Source organism: Thermodesulfovibrio sp. 3462-1 (assembly GCF_040451425.1).
In the GTDB taxonomy this organism is placed as follows: Bacteria; Nitrospirota; Thermodesulfovibrionia; order Thermodesulfovibrionales; family Thermodesulfovibrionaceae; genus Thermodesulfovibrio; species Thermodesulfovibrio obliviosus.
In genome coordinates this window covers 1,032,501-1,054,722 of record NZ_CP144374.1, presented here as the reverse complement: position 1 = coordinate 1,054,722, position 22,222 = coordinate 1,032,501, and the positions used below count along the sequence as shown (strand labels likewise).

The following is a 22,222-nucleotide window of genomic DNA, read 5'->3' as shown; positions in this document are numbered from 1 at the left end:
AAAAATTCCTTATTCTGTGTGTTAATCATGCTATCAATTGCCTTTAGCCCCAAGTTGTTGGTGAAGAATCATGCGTTGGAAGCAGAAATTGGCGAGAACTTACTGATGCAAACTTTGAAACGGTTGAAGAAGGTATCCAAAAAATCTCAGCAAGATACTTTAAAATTGATTGTGCCTGTTTTACACCTAACAGAGTGAATATTGAAGAAACTATAGGACACAAGATTATTGACAGTCCTCAAGAATTATATTATACTTAGGACAAAAAGAGAAAGGAGGTGACCATGAACAGTAAAGTTTCAAAATATGGAGTTTACGCAATTGGCATAGTTTTTCTTTTATTTATGGTAGTTCTTCTATCTCCTAAAATCCTTGCAAAAACCAACACTGCAGAGTACTGTGCCAGTTGTCATGTAATGCAAGAGCAGTATTTAAGTTTAATGAAAGGGGGACTGCATAATTCTCTTAAATGTGTGGATTGCCATCTTCCAAATGATTCAAAAGTAAGCTTTTATTTCTGGAAAGCAGTTGATGGGAGCAGGGATATTATAGCCTTTCATACTGGAGCAGTTCCTGAGCCAATCAAGGCTTCAGCTCATGCAAAAAAGACAATTCAACAAAACTGTTTGAGATGTCATGGAGAGATGGTTTCAAGAATTACTGTATCAGATAGAGTCTGCTGGGATTGTCATAAAAGAATATCTCATAAACAGGCAGGATTAAGAGAAACAATCTAAAGGAGGTATTTTTATGAAACGATATAGTTTATTTTTAATCGTAAGTTTACTTTTTATTATATTTCTCTTTGGATGTCAACCAGAAAAACCAAAGGAATTCAGAGCAACAGCTATTCCTGAAAATGAAGTAGACCCTGAGGTATGGGGAAAAGTTTATCCAATCCATTATGAGATGTATAAACAATCACAGGAGCCAACACCTGCTGGTAAAAGTAAATACAAAAGAGGATGGGATACAGACAAAGTGATATACGACAAACTTTCTGAATATCCTTTTATGGCTTTACTTTACAATGGATGGGGATTTGGTATTGAATACAATGAGCCGAGAGCTCACTTTTACAGATTAATTGACCAGTCTGAAATTGATCCTTCCAGATTAAAACCTGGCGGTGTTTGTCTTACCTGTAAAACTTCCTATGCACCAGAGCTTGAAGCAAAATATGGACTTGCTTACTATAATAGACCTTATAAAGAAGTTTTGAATTGGATACCAGAGAAACATAGGAAACTTGGTGACTCCTGCATTGACTGCCACAATCCAAAAGATGCTTCTCTTCAGATAAGAAGAGGATTTACTCTTGTCAAGGCATTGCAGACAATGGGAGTTGATGTTTCAAACATATCCCATCAGCAGATGCGCAGCATAATTTGTGCCCAGTGTCATGTAACCTATGTTGTTCCAAGAGATAAAGATATGAAACCAACAGGTGTTTTCTTCCCTTGGCAGGGTAGCAAACTGGGAGGTATTACTATTGAAAATATAATTAAAGTTTTAAAAAGTGATCCTTCATATGGCGAATGGAAGCAGGCTGTTACAGGATTTAAACTGGCTTATATAAGGCATCCTGAGTTTGAATTCTTTTCAAATAATTCAACCCACTGGAATGCTGGAGTATCCTGTGCAGACTGCCATATGCCTTATAAAAAGATGGGAGGATTCAAAGTCTCTGAACACAGAATAATGAGTCCTCTTAAGTCTGATATGAAAGCGTGTCTGCAATGTCACGGTGAAACTCCTGAATGGCTAAAACAGAGAGTGTTAACAATACAGGACAGAACAATGAGTCTGCTACTAAGAGCAGGATATCAAACAGCTGTTACTGCGAAATTATTTGAGATAGCCAACAAAGCACAAGAAGGTGGAAAGCAGCTTGACCAAACTCTTTACAATAAAGCAAAGGATCTATATCTTGAAGCTCTTTACAGAGTAGTTTTCATAGGAGCTGAAAATTCTATTGGATTCCATAATCCAACAGAAGCAATGAGAATACTTGGTGATGCTATCTCTTATGCATCAAAATCTGAGGCAGTTTTAAGAACAATGCTTGCAAAGGCACAGGTTCAGGTTCCTGTTAATATTGATCTTGAACTTAAAAAGTATCTGAATAATCGTGGTGAAAAGAAGCTCAATTTCAAGCCAGAACAAGAGTTTAAAGATCCCTATGGAACCCAGCAGAATATAGAGGCTCTGCTCAAATAAGCTAATCTTGTAAAGAACCTCTTTGGTAAGCCTCTCTCTGCGGGCACCAAAGAGGTTCTTTTTTTGAGGAGACTGCCTAAGAAACAGTCTCCTGTGCCAGTACTTTTGCAAAATTAATTTCTTTCAATTCCTGAATTAACCTATCTTTTATTTTAAACCATACAGGGTGAACAGGGCAGTGAGAGACAAGCCCGCAAATTCTTTTATTAATAACACATCTATTAAGTGCCACTGTTTTTTCTATTGCAACAATCACATCATAAAGAGTTATTTTTTCTGGATTTTTACTTAATGTTACTCCTCCTGTAACTCCTCTTTTAAGTATGACTAATCCTGCCCTGTCAAGCTGTTTTAGTATTTTCATCAGAAAACTCTTTGGTATTTGCATCTGTTTTGAAATATCTTCAGCTTTTGCAGTATAGTTGTTTTGTGCTGAAAGATAAAGCACAGTTCTTATTGCATAGTCTGTTTCTCTTGTGATCTGTAATCCCTTAATAGCCTTCCTCCTTAAGTTCTTCTTCTGTAATTTTGTACATAAAAGTCTTATATGTCCATGCCTGATAAAAAAGAACAATAGGAATAAAGATTATCACAACAATTGTCATAACCTTAAGGGTATAAACACTGGATGATGAATTAAAGATTGTAAGACTGTATTTTGAATCAATTGATGATGGAATCAGATTTGGATAAAGACCGATAATACCGTTAAAAACAAGAGTAATAATGAATAGGGCAGAAGATACAAAAGCCCGTCCATTTTTCTTTTTCATAATATAAAAACCAGTTAAAAGGAGACAAACTATACTCACTACAAGAACAACAAACCATAATGGTAATTTTATGAAATTATTGTAAAGATTTGTAAAAACAGCTGTGAAAATTAAAAATAGCACAGCTACAGTTACCTGTAGATACCAGAATTTTTTTGCCTTTGATAATGCTCTTTCAGCAAGCTCATCAGGAACTCTCAATGAAACCCACAATCCACCATGAACTATAAAGGTAAATAAAAAGAGCAAGCCAACAAGCAAGCCATAGGGATTAAGTAAACTGAAAAGTGTTCCATAGTATCCAGAGTCATCAAAGGGCAGTCCCATAAATATGTTTCCAAAGGCAACACCAAAGAGCAAAGCAGGTATGAAACTTCCTACAAATACCCAGAAATCCCAGAATTTTTTCATTGATTCTGAAGTTGCCTTACCTCTGAGTTCTACTGCTACTCCTCTGAATATAAGGGCAAAAAGTATAATTAAAAGCGGAGTATAAAGCCAGCTGAACATGTAGGCATAGGTTGTAGGAAAAGCAGCAAAAGTGGCACCTCCAGCTGTTATCAACCATACCTCATTGCCGTTCCATACAGGACCAATTGCATGTAATACTGCTTTCTTGTCCACTTCAGTTTTTCCAATAAATGGATAAAGCACTCCAGCTCCTAAATCAAATCCATCAAGGGCAAAGTAAACTGCCCATAGTAATCCCCATAAAATAAACCAGATAATTTGAAACTCCATGATTACACCTCCTTCGGTTCAGGACCTTTTCTTGCATATTTTGCAAGAAGGTAAATATCAATTATTCCAAGAGCACCATAAAATAATGTAAATCCTATTAAAGAAGCCACTACCTGAGCAGGCTCAACTGACTTTGATACAGCATTAGCGGTTTTAAGCAATCCATAAACAATCCAGGGTTGCCGTCCCACTTCTGCAACAATCCATCCAAGCTGTGCTGCAATGTAAGGAAGAGGAATTGACCACAGAAGAATTCTTAAAAGAGCTGTCTTGTTTTCAATGGTTTTAAATGTAATCAATGCCCATAGAGACAGTAGAATAAAAAGAAAACCTAACCCCACCATAACTCTGAAGCTTACAAATGTAAGAGTTACAGGAGGTCTTTCAGAAGGAGGAAACTCTTTTAAACCTTTTATTTCCTTCTGACCTGCCAGAATGCTTAACATGGATGGAATTTTGATCGCCTCAATAGAATTCCTCTCATTTTTAGGATCTGGAACAAGCAATAAATACATTGGTGCATCTTGAGTTGTTTCCCATAAAGATTCCATTGCAGCAATCTTCGTAGGTTGAGTGCGAGTAACCTCATGGGCATGAAAATGTCCAACAAAAGCAACTAAAATTGAACTTATAAGAGCAAAGGTGGCTCCTATTTTAAGAGATTTTTTGAAGAACTCTGTTTCATTTTTCCTCAAAAGATGATATGCTGATATTCCAAGAACAAAAAATCCTGCTACGACCCAGCCTGACATTACAGTATGAAAGAATTTCAATATTCCATAGGGATTAGTTACAACTGCCCAGAAATCAACCATCTCTGCTCTTGAATTTCTTAAAACATATCCTACAGGATGTTGCATCCAGCCATTGGCAATCAAAATCCACAGAGCAGACAAGTTTGTTGCCGCTGCCACAAGCCATATTGAAAGAGCATGAAGCTTTGGAGAGATTCTGTTCCATCCAAAAATCCACACGCCAATAAATGTTGATTCAAGGAAGAATGCCAGAGTTGCCTCAATTGCAAGAGGTGAACCAAAAATATCACCAACATAACGGGAGTATTCTGCCCAGTTCATTCCAAACTGAAACTCAAGAGTAATTCCTGTAACAACTCCTAAGGCAAAATTAATTAAAAAAAGCCTTCCCCAGAACTTAGCCATTCTCAGATAATCCTTGTCTCCTGTTGCCACATATCTGCTTTCCATGTAAGCTGTAAGAACCGAAAGTCCTAATGTAAGAGGAACAAAAATAAAATGAAAACCTGCAGTTATGGCAAACTGAAGCCTACTTAATAAAACTGTATCCATACCTCCCTCCTAAAATTTATTGTTGATTAATTTTATCCACTTTAAAAAAATTTGTCAAGAGATTTTTAATAGTTAAAGTGGCTCAGATACAGCCGTAAAAATCAACGGCTACTCAAAAAAGTCTTCTGCCTCTGGACCAAAAGCTTCCATTTACTGTTTTGGCGTGTAAAAAGAAGGGAAATATGTTTTACTCCATACTTAATTGACAAACAGGGATTTTCAAGTATTCTCTAAGGAAGTAAGGGTCTCTAAAAGCAATGAAGAAAAAATTTATCTGGAGGTTAAGCCCTACAGTCTTTTTGGAGAAAGAATGTCTCCCCATGCTAAAACTGAAAGAGGACAAAGACATATTGACTATGAATTTTCAAAGACTTTTATAGAAGTAAAAAGCTTGGTGTACCTAAAGGAGTCTGCTTTTCCAATCTCCTCATTTTATCCTCCTCCAGTAAAATATATTTACAAAGGCATGGTCTTTAAGCCAGAAATGATCTTTTTCAAAACAAAGTGATTTCATTAAGTTTTCTTTTTCCCAGCTGAAAAGCTCTCTTTTGTATTTGAACTGCCAGTGTTCAAAAGCTTCATCAAGACTGTGATAGGCAAAGGAACTTTCACAGATATAGGAATGATTGAAAATCAATGAATACTCAGGATAATTTGAGCTAATCTTATCAATACTGAAAGTTTTTTCAGTAACAAGGAAAACACTGTTTATTTGAGAACTAAAAAGTTTGACGATTGAGCCTTCAATTCCATAATCAGTAAGATGAAGACTGTTACAGGCTAAAGCAAGATCAAATTCTCTGAGTTCACTACTTTCTAAATCTTCAAACCTTCGCGGTTCAATTTTTAGTTTAACTCCATGGTTGAATGAGTTTTCGTAAAGATACTCTTGCATAGTTTGAGAAGGTTCAAGGGCAGTTACATAATTGCCTATTTTTATTAAAGGAAAAGCTAACACTCCATCTCCTGCACCAATATCAAGGATTTTTATTTTTGGCTGAATAAATTTGAAGATAAAGTTTTTTATTGGCTCATGATAACTGTTGTGCTCACGCCAAAGCTTATACCATCTTACATACTCATTCCAGTATGAGATTTTCTTTATTTCAGTTGCTATCATAATCCAAATAAAAAAGCCACAGCTTCAGGCTTCTGCCCAAAACTGTGGCCTTCATGACCACTTTTTTTACTTTCTAAATCAGGTTAAACCGGTCTTCAGACCAAAGTTTATTAATTTTATATGAGTTTTATAATTTTGTCAATCCAGCGAATTGCTTCATTGAAAATCTATTTGAAATTTTATGAAAAAATAAAACAAACTACCCCCTTAACAAATTAATTGAAAACACATTTAACTAAAAATCATTATGATAAAAATCATTATGAGAAGGGAAGTATTGAGTTGTATCTGATGTATTGCCATAACAGTAATCATATATAATGCCATAATAGTAATCATAATAGTAACATCTATTGCTGTGCACAGTTGAAGCACTATCAATACTGTCAATACTGCTCTTTTTAAGAGTAAAAAGATCTTCTTCCCAATCTAAGTTTTTCTTATGGGTAAAAAGATCTTTTTCATTATCTAAACAACTGTAAATATTATCTTTTTCTGTTTTTTCTTTAACGTCTTCTTTTTCAATAGGGAGGATTTTAATTACAGAAAGCAAAAGAAATAAAAAATATGTTACTGTAAAAAGAAGAATCCATTTGGCAGATTCAAGATCAGTACCTGCATATTTAAGTATACGATAAACTGTGTAACAACAACCTATAATAGGTATACTAATCCCTGCAACTATTTTCTATTGTTCTTGCACTTTTTTTGAGTTTGCTTGTTTTGAACTTGAATGTTTTACTGTAGGGGGTGTCTTTTAATTTTTCTATTTCCTTTCTGTATTTTTCTGTCTCTTTGTTCATAAAAGAGTCCTCCTTTTTTAGGATCTTATATCTTTTATACAAAATATTACTCTTATCTAAAAGTTTTGTCAAATAAAAAAAGCAAAAAGTTCTTGCAGGTTTTTCTCTAAAATGTAGTAATATTTCCTTAAAAATACCTTGGAGGAGGTTTGTATGAGGGAAGTTTTTATGTCAACTTACCTCCAGCAAACAGTATCTCAGCTGGAGCACACTTGTAGCAAGTATCACTTAGGAGCTGCTGTAGTACTTGTATTTTCCATTATACTTCTTCCTTTGATACCTTTTTTAACATTGGCTGGATTTATCATATCAATTATACTGTTTTATCAAGCACAGGAAGTCTCGGGGCAAAAAATTACCTTTGAATTGGGAATACAAGGAGAGCGACGTTTAAGGCGAATTCTGAGTCTTATTCTTCCTGATAACTACACTGTGTTTTACGGCTATCAGATCCCTAATGGTGGAGATATTGACTGCATTGTCATAGGCCCTAAAGGTGTGTTTGTTATGGAAGTTAAAAACGACAAAGGAAATATAACTTACACATCAGATGGTTGGAATCATATAAAAATAGGACAGAGGGGCACAGCTTACAAAGGCTCATTAAAAGATCCAGGAAGACAGGTAGTAAGAGGTAGCATGGAAATAAAGAAATTGCTTCTATCCTATGGCATAAAAGTGCCTATTACTGCTTTGGTAGTTTTTACAAATCAGGATGCAAAGCTTTCTGTTGAAAGTGATAACCCTAAGTTTAAAATTCTTAAAGTAGAGGAGCTACCTCAGTTTTTTGAACACTTACCAGAGAAGCTAAAAGATGAAACTGTGGAAAGAATTAGCAGAGTAATTGAAGCAAACAAAAAATAAGCCAGAGCACATGGCTCTGGCTCTTCTTATGAAGATTTCAAAGCTGGCTTTGACTCTATCTGAATTTTTTCAAGAGCCTGTTTAGCTTTCTTTATAAAAGTTCTTACTTTCTTTATATCTTTGTTACCTTCTTCATCTTCAACTCCAGTGTTTACATCTACTGCATGTGGGGCTACCTGCTCTATGGCAAGGTCTACATTGTCAGGAGTCAGTCCACCAGCAAGGATCAACGGAACAGTCAGCCCCTGTGAGATCCTGGCACTTACTTTCCAGTCATGAGTTTTTCCAGTTCCACCTACTCTGCCATCACTGGCTGTATCAAGGATTATTGCATCTACCAGACCCGTATAAAGGGAAATTAATACGAGGGATTCAGCTCTATTGGCATGGAAGGCTTTTATTACTGTCAATTCAGGTGCTTTCTTCATCAGAAGATAAACTTCTTCTGGTGGGATATTCCCATGCAGTTGTACTACCTTACAACCAGTTTGGTCTAAAAGGTCAAGAGCTTCTTTGGCAGTTGTTACATGTGTAACCATCACTGGAATTATCTCTTCAGGTAGTAGCTCAATAGCAAACCTTACAAAGTTCGGGCTTACTTCATCTGGAGTATAATGTCTTGCACCTACAATAAAACCAACTGCATCAGGTTTTGCTTCAGATACTACTTTAAGATCCTGTGCTGAACGAATACCACAGATTTTAACTTGATAAGGTAGCATACAATGAACCTCCTTAGTAGTTTTGTTTTTTAATATTACACTTTGCCATGTCCCCATATTCAATACTCAATTCCTAACCCCTTTTACAATATTGTTGCAATATTGTTTTTTATCAAAACCTTAACTTTGAGAAGTTAAAATAAAAATAAAAAAAAGGAGGTCAAGGTATGAGAAAAGTTTTATCAGGACTTATTGGATTAACATTAATAGCTTCAGGTTGTGGAACATTTGTTCATGGAACAAAACAGGAGCTTTCTATCAGTACCGAACCACCTGGTGCAACGGCTATTATTGAGACACAGTCTTGTGTAACTCCATGCACAATGACAGTGTCAAGAAAGGCTGAAAAGATTACGATTAAAAAGGATGGCTTTGAGCAAACCTATGAGCTTTCAAAACATTTTAATGCTGGCGCTACAATTTTTGGAAACATTCTGTGGTTGCTTCCAGGTATTATCATTGATGCCATTTCAGGTGGAGCTATGACAATTGATCCTGTAAATATCAAACTTGATGAGAAAAAGCAATCAGGAATACTTTTTGAAAAAGGTAAAACCACAGTTTTTGAGATTGAAAACCTCTGGGGCAAGCCAGTAAAAATCAGCCAAAACGATAACATAACGACCTATCACTACATCGGCAAAGTGACAACGAAAAATGGAATGCAGGAAATAAAAGTTGTAGTAAACAAAGACGGCAAAGTGCAGGATATACAATTTTAAAAAGCTTTTTAAGGAGAGCTTCCGTCCCAGAGGCTCTCCTTTTTTCACAACTTCAACGAATTCCTGAAAATGCCGATTGAAACTGCAATTCCGATTGATGATATTTTAACTTTCTACAGTTATTACACAGAGATATTAAAAAATCTTGAAAAATTTGGATTCTACAATAGAACTTGACATGAATTTTAAATTTTTGCTTTAATATTTTAACCCAAGAAGGGTAGATTGGTCATGAAGGCCGTGTAAGGGAATGTATCCCTTGCACGGCTTTTTTATGAATTCAGGCTCATGAAGAGTCTATGCCTCTCAAGAAGGGAGCAGATACTGGAAAAATTTCAAGGAGGGGCGTAAAAATGATTTTTCAAACTCTTATATGCATTATGTTTATTTTATGCCTTATTTTACCTGCTTTTGCTGAGAAAAAGGAGGAAGAACTTGAGGAGATTGTGGTTACTGCTACAAGAACTGAAACTCCTGTTGAATCAGCACCAGCTTCTGTAAGTGTTGTAACAAAAGAAAAAATTGAGCTTAAAGCACCAAAGACAATTGATCAGGCATTAAATGATATTTCCGGTGTATTTGTAAGAAGGGGAAAGGGACTAATGGATACTCTTTCAGCTATAACTTTAAGAGGCATTCCAGAGCAAAAAAGAACTCTTATTCTTATGGATGGAATGGTTCTAAATAATCCTTATACTGGTGAAGTAAGGATGGGTGGATACTATCCAGAGGATCTTGAAAGAGTTGAGGTTGTTAAAGGTCCTTTTTCATCACTTTATGGTGGATATGCAATGGGTGGAGTTGTAAATTTTATTACAAAGATGCCTGAAAAAAGGGAGTTTACATTTAAATCAGGATATGGCTCAAGCTGGAGCCGTGGTGAAGCAATGGATGACTTAAGAAGAGTTTATATCTCTTATGGTGATAAACTGTGGGATAAATTAAGCATATTTTTAAGCTATGGCTGGCAGGGAACAAATGGATATCCCACTGATTTGAATGTTCAGAACACAAAACCACCTACAGGGATTACAGGATACGAAATAACTTCAACAAGAGATGGAAAAACAGCGTATATCATAGGCGATAAAGGAGACAACCGCTGGTGGGATGATGGAATTACCATTAAAACTCAGTATGAGTTTACAAAGGATACTAAAATAAAGTTTAGTTTTATGAGAAATCGTTATGAATACAACTATGATGAGCCTCATACATATTTAAGAAATGCTGCAGGAAATCCTGTATGGACATATACAGTTGGAAGAACAACAATATATGAAAATTCATTTCTTCCTGGCGGAGGAGGCAGAATCCAGAATACATATTCCTTAGGATTTGAGACAAAGCTTTATAAAGAGCTTTTAATGAAGCTAAATCTTTCATACCTTGATACAGAAAAAAACTGGTATGTAACAACATTGTCTCAGGCAACAAGATTAGGATGTGGTTTAGATCCAACAAAATGTGGTTATGTATCAAATACTCCTTCAGAAGTATACATGGTTGATTTACAATTTAGTCTTCCAATTTTCAACAATCAAATTCTTACATTTGGTAGCTCCTTCAGACACGGATATGCTAATACAAAGGAAAAATATTTAAGAGATTGGAGAGATGAAAATTCAACAACAACTTTAAAGTATGAGTCAAAAGGAAAGGATAAAACATATGCAATTTTTATTCAGGATGAAATAATGCTTTTAAATAATCTCACTGCTTATATAGGCTTCAGGCAGGACTGGTGGAAAACCTATGATGGATATGTAAATGATGTTGGAAAAGCAGGTTATCCAAAGGAGTATCCATCAAAATCAAAATCCTCTTTTTCACCAAAGTTTGCCATTGTTTATAAACCCTTTGAAACAACAACTCTTCGTGGCTCAGTTGGAAAAGCATTCAGAGCACCAACAGTATATGAGCTTTACAGAACTTGGACATCATCCACAGGAATTACTTATGCTGGGAATCCTCAATTAGACCCTGAAACTGTTACATCATGGGATATTGGAGTTGAACAAAAACTATGGAAAGGTGCAAAGGTGTCTCTCACATATTTTGAAAACTATATGAAAGACTTAATTTATCGTAAAACAGTTACATCAACCTATCAAGAATATGTAAATGTAGGTAAAGCTGAATCCCGCGGAGTTGAGTTTGAATTTGAGCAAAGATTTGAAAAATGGCTTAGATTATTTGGTAATTTTACCTATACTGACTCTGAAATTAAAGAAAATAATGCAAATCCAAGCACTGTAGGGTGTAGACTCACTTATACACCTCTATGGAGAGCAAATGTAGGAGCAGAATTTGAAAAATCAGGCTTTTCAGCTATGGTTGTTGGAAGATATGTTGGTAAGTGGTTCAGTAATGATGATAACTCTGATCGCGTAAACAATGTTTATGGTTCCTATGACCCATATTTTGTTGTTGATGGAAGAATTGCATATCAGATTACAAAGTTTGCAAAGCTGAGTTTTTCAGTGGACAATATATTTGATAGAAAATACTACCAATACTACAGGGCACCTGGAAGATCATGGTTTACAGAACTTACATTAAAGTTTTAGCTACTTTAGTTACATTAGCATGGGTAGGGGCAGCTTATGCCTCTACCTATACTATAACTGACAAGCTTGGAAGAACTGTTACAGTTAACATACCTGTAAAAAGGGCTGTTATTGTAATATCCTACGAACTTATTCCAGCATTGAATATTTGGAGTCAGGTTGCAGGTGTGTCCCGTTGGGCAGAGGAAAACTGTGATCTTTATAAAGCAATAGTTAAAACAAATCCTCAATTTAAAAAGCCAACTACTGGTGCAGGCACTGATATCAATGTAGAAGCAATTTTAAAACTTAATCCAGATATCGTGATTACATGGACATACAATCCAAATACAATAACTTTTCTTGAGCAAAAGGGCATCAATGTAATTGGAATATATCCTGACAGTCTCAGAGAGCTTTATCAGGTAATAAGAATGCATGGAAAACTTTTTGGTAAAGAAAACAGAGCAGAGGAAGTTATTGCTGAGATGGAGAAAATTTTTAAGCTTATTAAGAGCAGGGTATCAAAAATCCCTATTGATAAAAGGAAAAAAGCAATACATCTTGGAGGAAAGCCAACAACTGTTTCAGGTGCAGTTGGTGTTACAAACGATGTTATTGAGATTGCAGGAGGACTAAATTCTGCTAAATCAATAAATCAGAGAAACATGGATATATCTATTGAAAAGATAATTCAGTGGAATCCTGATGTGATTTTTATATGGGGTGGGGCAGGATACAATGAATCATGGCTATACAATAACTCTCAATGGAGATTCGTGAAGGCAGTAAAAGAGCATAAAGTTTACAAGCTTCCTAAATGGTCAACATGGTCTCCAAGACTTGCACCAATAGCTCTTTATATGGCAATAAAGCTTTATCCAGAAGCATTCAAAGACATTAATTTTGAAAAGCTGGCTGATAACTTCTACAGAAAAGTATTCGGAATATCTTATTATAAAGTGAGACAATATGAAGGTTATTAAGGCATTGATAATTTTAATTTCTCCAGTCTTTGTAGGATGGATAGCCCTCTTTCTTGGTGCTTATGGAATTAGTCCTTTGATGGTTTTAAAAATTTTATTAAACGAGACTGTGCATATATTTGATATCGGAGAGATTCCAGAAAAAGCAATTATATTAGATATAAGACTTCCAAGAATTATATTAGCTGGTCTTGTAGGAGCCACACTTTCAGGCGCGGGTGTAACACTTCAAGGTATATTTCGTAATCCCCTTGTTGACCCTTTTATCTTGGGAATTTCAGCAGGTGCAGCCTTTGGATGTGCTATAACAATTGGATTTTTAAGTTACCTTCCAATTCAGTTTATGGCTTTTGTTTTTGCTGTTACTGCAGTAATTATTGCTTATACAGTTGCAAGAACACAGGGTGAAGTAAGCCGTCTTCCGTTGATTCTATCAGGTGTTATTGTTTCAGCTTTTTTTACAGCAATGGTTTCAATTGTGAAGTTTATTGTTGATCCTCATAAGCTTCAGAGCATTGTTTACTGGCTAATGGGAAGCTTTTGTCTTGCTGACTGGAAGGCAGTAAGAATTGCTGGATTAGGGGTGCTTGCTGGAATTTTTCCAATATTTCTCATGAGATGGAGGCTTAATGTTATGAGCATGGTAGAGGAGGAAGCCAAAGCCTTAGGAGTAAATATTTCAAGGGACAGACTTCTTTTCATAGGATTTTCAACACTTTCAGTAGCAGTTGCCACATCTCTCTGCGGAATTATTGGATGGGTAGGGCTCATGGTTCCACACCTTGTAAGAATGCTTACAGGACCTGATCATAAAACACTTCTGCCACTAAGCCTTACAGCAGGAGCATCTTTTATGATTGCTGCAGATACTGTGTCTCGTACACTTACAAGCTTTGACATCCCTGTAGGAATAATCACAGCTCTTACAGGTGCTCCATTCTTTGTATATTTAATGAAAAAAGGTGGTAAAGAAGCATGGGGTAAGTGATGGTAGAGATTAAAGAATTATTTTTCAGACATAAAGGTAGTAGTAGTGATGTAATAAAAGGTGTGAGTTTTACTGCAAACAGAGGCTTTATAACCACGATTCTTGGACCAAATGGATCTGGAAAAACTACACTTTTTAAATGTATTTTAGGACTGTGGAAGTATTACAGAGGAGAAGTCAAAGTAGATGGAGCTTCTGTTGAAAGGCTTTCATTCAGAAAGAGGGCTCGTTTTTTTTCTGTTGTTCCACAGGAGCATGAACCACCTTTCCCATACTCTGTTTTTGATGTTGTTTTGATGGGAAGAGCAAGCTATGTTGGCGTTTTTTCATCTCCTGGTAAAAGGGATTATGAAAAAGCAGAAGAGGCATTGGAAATAGTAGGAATTGGAAGGTTAAAAGATACTCCTTACACAAAAATAAGTGGAGGGGAGCGTCAGCTTACACTTATTGCAAGGGCAATTGCACAGGGCTCACCAGTTATGCTTCTTGATGAGCCAACAAGTCATCTTGATTTTAAAAATCAGATAAATGTGCTTAAGAAAATTAAGGAAATAGCCATTCAAAGAGCTCTTACGATAATTATGACACTTCATGATCCTAATTTGTCATTACTTTTTTCAGACAAGGTGGTTGTAATTAACTCTGGCAGTATAATTTCAGAGGGTGCTCCAGGTGAGATTATTACTGAAGATTTGATAAAAAGGGTTTATGGTGTGGATGTGAAAAGAAGCTTTATTGATGGCCATAGCATAATCTGTCCGATAATTTAGGAGGCTTTTTATGTTAAAAATTTTAGCAGTTGTATGGCAAAGTTACTATAATATGCTTCTTAAAGCATCAAAAAATATTAATGAGTTCTCACTCAAAGTTTACTCTGCAAGAGTAGTTGAAAATGAACCTGAAAGACTTAACAGTGTTTTAAAAGAAATGGAAGATGCGGATATCCTTTTTTTCTATCGTTCAAACGAGTCTGTATGGGAGGAGATTGAAAAAAAGCTGAAAGAAAGTAGCATGAAAGCTAAAATTGTCTGTCTTGGTCATGATCCTTCATATTGGATGCTTTCAAATGTAAAGCCTGAGCTATTAAGTAAAGCCTATCAGTATCTTGTTATAAATGGCGAAAAAAATATAAAGAATATGTTTTTATTTTTAGCAAATAAGCTTGCTGGATTTGATATTTCATATGAGGAGCCAGAGCAGATTCCATGGGAAGGACTTTATCATCCAGATGCTGAAAAGATTTTTACCAGCATTGATGAATATATGCAATGGTATGAAAGGAAGAATGCTCCTACTGTTGGTATTCTCTTTTCAAGGCATTATTGGATAAATGGTAATACAGATGTAGAAGATTTGCTTATTAAAGAGCTTGAAGCAAGGGGATTTAATGTAATTCCTGCTTTTGCTTATTCAGTTAAGGATGAAGCACTTGGAACAAAGGGAAGCGGAGAGGTGGTCCTTGAATGGTTTATTGATAAAGAAGGAAAGCCAAGAATTGATGCAATGATAAAGCTTATATCATTTTTTCTTGGAACAAGCCGAGAAAAAAGAATGGACAACACTAATGTTGCATCTGATGGAGTTGAGATTTTGAAAAAACTTGATGTACCTGTGATATCGCCCATTTCATCTTACTATAAAACAATTGAAGAATGGGAAAAAGGAGAGCTTAATCTTGACATAGGCTGGTCAATTGCTTTGCCTGAGTTTGAGGGAGTAATTGAGCCATTAATAATTTCTGCTCAGGTTGAAGGTTCTCAGGATGAAAGAAGAAAGATGCCAATTGCAGAGCGTGTTAAAAAACTTGTAAACAGGGTTGAAAGATGGATTGAACTTAGGAAAACACCTCCTGAGCAAAGGCGTATTGTTTTTGTTCTTCATAACAATCCATGTGCATCTGTGGAAGCAACTGTTGGAGGAGCAGCTCATCTTGACAGCCTTGAAAGTGTTGTAAGAATCATGAAAAAAATGAAACAGGCTGGTTATGATGTTGAACCGCCTGACAGTGGTAAAGCACTTATTGATGAAATAATGAATAAAAAGGCAATATCAGAGTTCAGGTGGACAACTATTGAAGAAATTGTTGAAAAAGGTGGAGCAATTGCCTTTGTAGATAAAGAAAAGTATTTAGAGTGGTTTAATGAACTACCTGAAAAAACGAGGCTCAGAATGATTGATGCATGGGGACAGCCTCCAGGTGAACATAAAAATGGTATCCCACCAGCAATGGTTTATAAAAATAAAATTGTAATTACAGGTTTGCAATATGGAAATGTTATTGTATGTGTGCAGCCAAAGCGTGGCTGTGCTGGTGCAAGATGTGATGGACAGGTGTGTAAAATACTTCATGACCCAGATGTGCCACCACCTCATCAGTATATTGCAACATATAAGTGGCTCAGCCGTGAATTTAAGGCTCATGCGATAGTTCATGTGGGAACTCATGGAAATCTTGAATTTTTGCCTGGTAAAGGAGCGGGGCTTTCAAATGCGTGTTTTCCTGATATTGCCATAGATACACTGCCTCATCTTTATATTTACAATGCTGATAATCCTCCTGAGGGAACCATTGCAAAAAGGCGTAGCTATGCAGTGCTTGTTGATCATATGCAGACTGTGCTTACTGAAGGCGGGCTGTACAGCGAGCTTTCAGAGCTTGAAAGACTTCTTGGTGAGTATGAGGATGCAAAGAAAGAGCCTGCAAGAAAACATGCTCTTGAACATTTGATAATTGCTGAGATAAAAAAAACTAAACTTGATCATGAAATAAAGATTTTTTACAATGGCAAAAAAGTTCAGCTTTCAACTCTCACCCATGAAGAACTTCATCAAATACCTTTTGAAAAAATAGTTGAAGAGGCTCATGGCAGGCTATCACTTATAAGAAACACTCAAATTCAGGATGGAATGCACATATTTGGTGAAATACCAGAAGGACAAAGAAGGGTTGATTTCATTTATTCCATTTTAAGATATGATTCAGGAGAAAAACACTCTTTGAGAAAAGAGATAGCAAGACTGCTTGGTTACGAGTTTGATGAACTTTTATCACAGCAGGAAAAAATTGATTCTTTTACAGGAAAATCATACGGTGCAATAATTGAAGAGATAGATAGGATAAGTAAAGAAGTTGTAAAAGAAGTATTGAAGGAGGTAACATGATGGAAGTCCTTAAAAAAATAGAGTGGGATAAGCCTGAATGGAGGGCAATTAAAGAGAAAATATTGGAACTTAATAGAAAAATTGAGCAATCAAAAGAGATTGAATCTCTCCTTCATGGTTTTTCTGGTGGATATATTCCTTCTGGTCCTTCTGGATTGATAACCCGTGGAAGAGATGATGTTTTGCCAACAGGAAGAAACTTTTATAGCCTTGACCCTCACAGAGTTCCAACTCGTTCTGCCTATGAGATTGGTAAAAGGCTTGCTCAAAAACTTATTAAAAAACATCTTGATGAAGAAGGTAGATACCCTGAGAATGTAGGTATTTACTGGCAGTGCACAGACATAATGTGGGCAGATGGAGAAGGAATGGGACAGATAATGTATCTTCTCGGTGTAAAACCAGTGTGGCTTTCAAATGGAAGAATAAAAGGGATTGAGATAATCCCTTTAAGTGAACTTGGAAGACCACGTATTGATGTAACAATAAGAGTTTCTGGAATAACAAGGGATAACTTTCCAATGTGTATTGAGCTTATAGATGAGGCAGTGCAGGCAGTTGCCTCTCTTGATGAACCTGATGATATGAATTTTGTAAGAAAACATACACTGGAGCAGCTTTCTCAGAATGGGGCAGACCTGCGTTCAGCAACACTGAGGATTTTCTGCTCAATGCCAGGCACATATCAGGCAGGAACTCAACTTGCTGTATATGCTTCTGCATGGAAAGAAGAGAAAGATTTAGCAGAAGTTTTTCTTTACTGGAATGGTTATGCCTATGGAAAGGGAATATGGGGCGAATCTAAACATAAAGAGCTTGCTAATGTTTTAAAAACAATTGATGTAACTTACAATAAAGTCGTTTCAGATGAGTATGACCTTTTTGGATGCTGTTGTTATTTTGGAACTCATGGAGGAATGACTGCTGCGGCAAGACATTTAAGTGGAAAAGAGGTTAAAACTTATTACGGAGATACTCGCAATCCAGACCATGTTGAGGTAAGAGACCTTGCTGATGAGATAAGGAGAGTTGTAAGAACAAAGCTGCTTAATCCAAAATGGATTGAAGGAATGAAAAGACATGGATACAAGGGTGCCGGAGATATATCAAAAAGAATCGGAAGAGTTTACGGTTGGGAGGCAACAACCCGTGAGGTTGATGATTGGATTTTTGATGACATTGCAAGAACATTTTTGATAAATGAAGAAAACAAAAAATTTTTCGAAGAGCACAATCCATGGGCATTGGAAGAGATTGCAAGAAGGTTAATTGAGGCAACTGAACGAGGACTGTGGGATCCTTCAGAGGATGTGAAAGAGGCATTAAAAGCAATTTATCTTGAGATTGAAGGATGGATTGAGGAGAAGATGGCAGACACAAAAGGAAACTTTCAGGGTGGTTCAATAGATGTAGTTACAGCAGATGAGGTTGAATACTGGAAAAAAAAGATGAAGGAGGTAATAGGGTGATATTTCCATTTACTGCAATTGTTGACCAGGATGAGATGAAGCTTGCTCTTATTTTAAATGTGATTGATCCCAACATAGGTGGCGTTCTTATTATGGGCGAAAAGGGCACTGCAAAGTCAACAGCTGTGAGAGCACTTGCTGATTTGCTTCCTGAGATTGATGTGGTTAAAGGCTGCAGATTTAACTGCGCACCTGAAGGACCTTTCTGCAGTGACTGCATTGAGAAACTTAACAAAAATGGCTCAATTGAAATTGAAAAAAAGAAGATGCGTGTTGTTGAACTTCCATTAGGTGTTACAGAAGACAGGGTTGTTGGCACACTTGACATTGAGTATGCAATTAAAAAGGGTGAAAAACGCTTTGAACCAGGAATTCTTGCAGAGGCAAATAGAAACTTTTTGTATATTGACGAAGTAAATTTGCTTGAAGATCACATTGTAGATCTTTTACTTGACTCTGCTGCAATGGGAGTAAATACTGTTGAAAGAGAAGGCATCTCTTTTATTCATCCTGCAAAGTTCATACTTGTAGGGACAATGAATCCTGAAGAAGGTGAACTGAGACCTCAGCTTCTTGATAGATTTGGTCTTTGCGTTCAGGTCAATTCATTGACAGATAAGAACTTAAGAATTGAAGTACTTAAAAGAAAAGCAGAATTTGACGATAATCCAGAAGAATTTTTCAAAAAATGGGATTCTGAACAGCAAATTCTTGTAAGAAAAATTATAAAGGCAAAAGAAAATCTTAAAAACATTAAAATTGATGACAGTGCTCTTTCTTTTGTAGTTGACATTACTTGTCAGCTTAATCTTGATGGTCACAGAGCAGACATTGTTATGCTTAAAGCTGCAAGAGCCTTTGCAGCGTTTAATGGAAAGAATGGAATAACCCAGGAAGATATTAAAGCAGTTGCACCTTTTACCTTAAGACATAGACTTAAAAGACTTCCCTTTGAAGATATATCTCAAGAAGTAGACAAGCTTAATGCAATACTTGAAACAATTTAAAATAAAGTTTTCAGATTTTGTAGGACAGGAAAATGCCAGACTTGCTCTTTTGTTGAATCTCATTGAGCCAGCCTGTGGTGGAGTTTTGCTTGCTGGCAAAAAAGGCACAGGTAAATCAACTTTGCTGAAAGCATTTAAAGAAATTGTTAAAGCCTTAAACATGCCCTTTATTGAATTACCTATGAATTCTACTGAAGAGGCTGTTTTAGGTGGAATTGACATAGAGGAAACCATTAAAACCGGGGAAAGAAGGTTTCAGAAAGGTCTTCTTTCAAAGGCAGATGGAGGATTTCTTATCATTGAAGACATAAATCTTTTTCCTCATGACTTGCTTTCAATTGTCTTTGAAGTTCAGTCAAGAGGAGAAAATATAGTTGAAAGAGAAGGAATTACATTGAGAGAGTCTGCTAATTTTCAAATCCTTGCAACAATGAACCCTGAAGAAGCTGATTTTTCCTCTCACTTTCTTGATAGATTTGGTATGTGTGTTATCATGGACAATATAATTGACAAAGAAAAAAGAAAGGAAATAATAAGATTAAATTTTTCAAGGGAGCTCCAGATAGCAGAAGATATTTCTTTAATTGAAAAAATCATAAAAAGCAAAGAGTTTATAAAAAAAATTAAAGTAATAGATGAGATAACAGAGTTTATTTCTGAAGTTGTTTTAAAAGAAGCTGTTTTGTCTCACAGAGCAGACATTTTTCTTTTATATGCATCAAAGGCTTATGCAGCTTATTTTGGAGATAATTTTGTTAAAAAAAAGCATGTTATCACAGTAGCTCCACTTGTTTTAAATCACAGAAAAAAACTTTTACACCAACAGCCAGAATATGAGCCTGAACACCAATTCGACAATTCTCAAAGCTCAGAAAGAAATGATGAAGAACAAAAAAATAAAAATCAGACTCCTTCTCGAATAGATGAAGATCATGAACACGGGAAATCGCAAAACACTCCATCATCTGAAAAAGAAGATGTTTTTCCTGTTGGTGAAAGTTATAAAATAAGAAAATTTTTCTTCAGAAAAGACAGAACTTTAAGGCAATCCACTGGAAGAAGAACAAAGACAAAAACAAAAGGCAGGGCAGGCAGATATGTAAGAAGTCTTCTTCATAAAAGAAATGATATTGCAATTGATGCAACAGTGAGGGCTGCTGCTGCGTTTCAAAAAATTAGAGGTATGAAGGATTTGTTGATAATTAAAGAGGAGGATTTAAGATACAAGGAAAAAGAAAAAAGAATGAGCCATACTGTAGTATTTGTTGTTGATGGCTCTGGCTCTATGGGAGTTGAGCAAAGGATGATACAAACAAAAGGAGCGATTCTTTCACTTTTAATGGATTGTTATCAAAAAAGAGATAAAGTTTCAATGATTTTATTCAGAAAAGACAGAGCAGAAACAATTCTTCCACCAACTTCATCGCATGAACTTGCTTTAAAAAGACTTAGAGAAATTCCAACAGGAGGTAAAACCCCTCTTTCAGCAGGCCTAATGGAAGCGTACAGACTAATTCGAAGGATGGCAATTAAAGAGCCTGAGAGTCGTTTTTTAATTCTTCTTATTACTGATGGAAAGGCAAATGTTTCTTTGACTGGTAAAACAGTTTTTGATGAACTCAGAAGCATTTGTTTTATGTTAAGCAATCTAACTTCAGTTGACTTTATTGTGATTGATACTGAAAAGAAAAATAAATTTATGAAAATAGATTTTGCTGTTAAAATTGCAGAATGGCTTCAGGCAAAGTATTTTCTGATAGAAGAGCTTAAAAGTGAAAGTCTTTTAGGTATCGTAAAAACCTTCAAAATTTAAGCTGTGTTAGAATTAAATAATGAAGCCTGTCAAATTTTATTTTAACAAAGCTATTGATACTTATGAAAAAATCGGAATTTTACAGAAAAAGATTGCCTTTGAACTTTTAAGAAAAATTGAAAAGAAAAATTATGACTGTATCGTAGAAATTGGTAGTGGAAAAGGATTTTTGAGTATTCCTTTAAGTGAGTCTATTTCTTTTAAAAACTATATTCACATTGATATTTCTTTTGAATTTCTTAAAAAACTTAGAACAAATTTAAAGGGTAATCATTTTTTTGTCAATGCCAGCGGAGAAGAAATCCCTTTAAGAAAAAATATCGCTGATTTAATGGTTAGCTCTTCAGCGCTTCACTGGATTAAGGATCCTGAACAAAATCTTATAAAAATTTTAGAAATTTTAAAAAAAGGTGGGAGATTTTACTTTTCTATTTTTACTTCAAATACCTTGAAAGAATTAAAGGAGATTTCAGAAATCACAGGTTTTGGCTCGGTTTTTCCTTTAAAAAAAGTTGAGTTTTATTTTGAGCTAATTAAAAAAACAGGATTTTCTTTTAATTATGAAGTAAAAAATTACCGTGAAATTTATAATTCTCCTCGAGATTTACTGATTTTTCATAAACTTACAGGAACGAACTATACTGAAGGCAAAAAATTTTCAGGGAAAAATGCATTTAAAAATTTTTGTGATACCTATAAAAGATTTTTTAGTAATCACAGCGGAGTTTACGCTACCTATGAAGTTCTATTTATAAAAGGCATTGTTTAAGTTCCTCAATTCTTTCCTTTATGATTTCAATGAGTTTTTCATGAAGACCCAGAGGTTTTGTAACATTAATTTCAATATCAGGATAATTTTTTTTAAATTTTGCAATAATTTCTGGAATCTCTGATATTACATGGCCTCCTGAGAAAAGAAAAAGTGGATGAACTATAATTGTTTTTGCTTTTTCTTTTACGCATTCTAACAAAACTT

The 22,222-nt window shown here is 35.5% G+C and carries 22 protein-coding genes (1 of these 22 running past the window's edge); 14 read left to right on the top strand and 8 right to left on the bottom strand.

Annotated elements, in window-relative coordinates; genetic code table 11:
* Nucleotides 1-284: 284 nt before the first annotated feature.
* Together nrfH and V4D31_RS05255 are read left to right on the top strand one after the other, a co-directional pair.
* A complete protein-coding gene (nrfH, locus tag V4D31_RS05260; protein ID WP_353685416.1) occupies nucleotides 285-737 on the top strand; it encodes a cytochrome c nitrite reductase small subunit in 453 nt (150 codons plus the stop codon).
* Nucleotides 738-750: 13 nt separating this feature from the next.
* Nucleotides 751-2,220: an ammonia-forming cytochrome c nitrite reductase subunit c552 gene (locus V4D31_RS05255; RefSeq protein ID WP_353685415.1), complete on the top strand. Its 1,470-nt coding sequence runs from the start codon at nucleotides 751-753 to the stop codon at nucleotides 2,218-2,220.
* Nucleotides 2,221-2,296: 76 nt separating this feature from the next.
* Here V4D31_RS05255 and V4D31_RS05250 read toward each other — a convergent pair whose 3' ends face one another.
* From V4D31_RS05250 to V4D31_RS05240, 3 genes are read right to left on the bottom strand one after another with little or no spacing between them, the layout of a single operon-like run.
* Complete coding sequence (locus V4D31_RS05250) at nucleotides 2,297-2,794, bottom strand: Rrf2 family transcriptional regulator (protein WP_353685414.1); 498 nt, start codon at nucleotides 2,792-2,794, stop codon at nucleotides 2,297-2,299.
* On the bottom strand, nucleotides 2,712-3,734 hold the full coding sequence (gene cydB, locus V4D31_RS05245) for a cytochrome d ubiquinol oxidase subunit II (protein ID WP_353685413.1): 1,023 nt from the start codon (nucleotides 3,732-3,734) through the stop codon (nucleotides 2,712-2,714). Before cydB ends, V4D31_RS05250 begins: the two co-directional genes overlap by 83 nt.
* A gap of 2 nt (nucleotides 3,735-3,736) precedes the next feature.
* Entirely contained in the window at nucleotides 3,737-5,041 is a 1,305-nt protein-coding gene (locus V4D31_RS05240) for a cytochrome ubiquinol oxidase subunit I (RefSeq protein ID WP_353685412.1), read from the bottom strand.
* A gap of 202 nt (nucleotides 5,042-5,243) precedes the next feature.
* Between V4D31_RS05240 and V4D31_RS05235 the strand changes: the two genes are divergently transcribed.
* Nucleotides 5,244-5,549: a DNA/RNA nuclease SfsA gene (locus tag V4D31_RS05235; protein WP_353685411.1), complete on the top strand. Its 306-nt coding sequence runs from the start codon at nucleotides 5,244-5,246 to the stop codon at nucleotides 5,547-5,549.
* Here the strand turns inward: V4D31_RS05235 and V4D31_RS05230 are convergent.
* The 3 genes from V4D31_RS05230 to V4D31_RS05220 all read right to left on the bottom strand — a co-directional run bounded on the left by V4D31_RS05230 (nucleotide 5,469) and on the right by V4D31_RS05220 (nucleotide 6,964).
* Nucleotides 5,469-6,161, bottom strand: a complete 693-nt coding sequence (locus V4D31_RS05230; RefSeq protein WP_353685410.1) for a class I SAM-dependent methyltransferase — start codon at nucleotides 6,159-6,161, stop codon at nucleotides 5,469-5,471. The genes V4D31_RS05235 and V4D31_RS05230 overlap by 81 nt on opposite strands.
* Before the next feature lie 235 nt (nucleotides 6,162-6,396).
* Entirely contained in the window at nucleotides 6,397-6,714 is a 318-nt protein-coding gene (locus tag V4D31_RS05225) for a hypothetical protein (RefSeq protein WP_353685409.1), read from the bottom strand.
* 115 nt (nucleotides 6,715-6,829) lie between these two features.
* Nucleotides 6,830-6,964 carry a hypothetical protein gene (locus tag V4D31_RS05220; RefSeq protein WP_353685408.1) on the bottom strand — a complete coding sequence of 45 codons (135 nt, stop codon included), beginning with the start codon at nucleotides 6,962-6,964 and terminating at the stop codon, nucleotides 6,830-6,832.
* A gap of 153 nt (nucleotides 6,965-7,117) precedes the next feature.
* Between V4D31_RS05220 and V4D31_RS05215 the strand changes: the two genes are divergently transcribed.
* On the top strand, nucleotides 7,118-7,828 hold the full coding sequence (locus V4D31_RS05215) for a nuclease-related domain-containing protein (RefSeq protein ID WP_353685407.1): 711 nt from the start codon (nucleotides 7,118-7,120) through the stop codon (nucleotides 7,826-7,828).
* 26 nt (nucleotides 7,829-7,854) lie between these two features.
* Here V4D31_RS05215 and V4D31_RS05210 read toward each other — a convergent pair whose 3' ends face one another.
* Entirely contained in the window at nucleotides 7,855-8,550 is a 696-nt protein-coding gene (locus V4D31_RS05210; RefSeq protein WP_353685406.1) for a phosphoribosylanthranilate isomerase, read from the bottom strand.
* 167 nt (nucleotides 8,551-8,717) lie between these two features.
* Here V4D31_RS05210 and V4D31_RS05205 point away from each other — a divergent pair, with 167 nt between their 5' ends.
* The 10 genes from V4D31_RS05205 to V4D31_RS05160 all read left to right on the top strand — a co-directional run bounded on the left by V4D31_RS05205 (nucleotide 8,718) and on the right by V4D31_RS05160 (nucleotide 22,015).
* Nucleotides 8,718-9,272, top strand: a complete 555-nt coding sequence (locus tag V4D31_RS05205) for a PEGA domain-containing protein (RefSeq protein WP_353685405.1) — start codon at nucleotides 8,718-8,720, stop codon at nucleotides 9,270-9,272.
* A 353-nt stretch (nucleotides 9,273-9,625) separates the two neighbouring features.
* Nucleotides 9,626-11,842 carry a TonB-dependent receptor gene (locus tag V4D31_RS05200; protein ID WP_353685404.1) on the top strand — a complete coding sequence of 739 codons (2,217 nt, stop codon included), beginning with the start codon at nucleotides 9,626-9,628 and terminating at the stop codon, nucleotides 11,840-11,842.
* Nucleotides 11,812-12,807, top strand: a complete 996-nt coding sequence (locus V4D31_RS05195) for an ABC transporter substrate-binding protein (RefSeq protein ID WP_353685403.1) — start codon at nucleotides 11,812-11,814, stop codon at nucleotides 12,805-12,807. Before V4D31_RS05200 ends, V4D31_RS05195 begins: the two co-directional genes overlap by 31 nt.
* A complete protein-coding gene (locus V4D31_RS05190; protein WP_353685402.1) occupies nucleotides 12,794-13,795 on the top strand; it encodes an iron ABC transporter permease in 1,002 nt (333 codons plus the stop codon). Before V4D31_RS05195 ends, V4D31_RS05190 begins: the two co-directional genes overlap by 14 nt.
* Nucleotides 13,795-14,565, top strand: coding sequence for an ABC transporter ATP-binding protein (locus tag V4D31_RS05185; RefSeq protein ID WP_353685401.1), 771 nt, complete (start codon nucleotides 13,795-13,797; stop codon nucleotides 14,563-14,565). The genes V4D31_RS05190 and V4D31_RS05185 overlap by 1 nt, the downstream gene beginning before the upstream one ends.
* Before the next feature lie 10 nt (nucleotides 14,566-14,575).
* Nucleotides 14,576-16,957: a cobaltochelatase subunit CobN gene (locus tag V4D31_RS05180; protein WP_353685400.1), complete on the top strand. Its 2,382-nt coding sequence runs from the start codon at nucleotides 14,576-14,578 to the stop codon at nucleotides 16,955-16,957.
* Nucleotides 16,957-18,426, top strand: a complete 1,470-nt coding sequence (locus V4D31_RS05175; protein ID WP_353685399.1) for a cobaltochelatase subunit CobN — start codon at nucleotides 16,957-16,959, stop codon at nucleotides 18,424-18,426. Before V4D31_RS05180 ends, V4D31_RS05175 begins: the two co-directional genes overlap by 1 nt.
* Nucleotides 18,423-19,433 carry an AAA family ATPase gene (locus V4D31_RS05170; protein ID WP_353685398.1) on the top strand — a complete coding sequence of 337 codons (1,011 nt, stop codon included), beginning with the start codon at nucleotides 18,423-18,425 and terminating at the stop codon, nucleotides 19,431-19,433. Before V4D31_RS05175 ends, V4D31_RS05170 begins: the two co-directional genes overlap by 4 nt.
* On the top strand, nucleotides 19,411-21,246 hold the full coding sequence (locus V4D31_RS05165) for a VWA domain-containing protein (RefSeq protein WP_353685397.1): 1,836 nt from the start codon (nucleotides 19,411-19,413) through the stop codon (nucleotides 21,244-21,246). The genes V4D31_RS05170 and V4D31_RS05165 overlap by 23 nt, the downstream gene beginning before the upstream one ends.
* 19 nt (nucleotides 21,247-21,265) lie before the next feature.
* Nucleotides 21,266-22,015, top strand: a complete 750-nt coding sequence (locus tag V4D31_RS05160) for a methyltransferase domain-containing protein (RefSeq protein WP_353685396.1) — start codon at nucleotides 21,266-21,268, stop codon at nucleotides 22,013-22,015.
* Here the strand turns inward: V4D31_RS05160 and V4D31_RS05155 are convergent.
* Nucleotides 21,996-22,222, bottom strand: the 3' portion of a protein-coding gene (locus V4D31_RS05155) for a CbiX/SirB N-terminal domain-containing protein (protein ID WP_353685395.1). It continues 157 nt past the right edge of the window; the window shows 227 of its 384 coding nt (coding positions 158-384); the start codon falls outside the window, past its right edge; the stop codon is at nucleotides 21,996-21,998. The two genes, V4D31_RS05160 and V4D31_RS05155, sit on opposite strands and share 20 nt — an antisense overlap.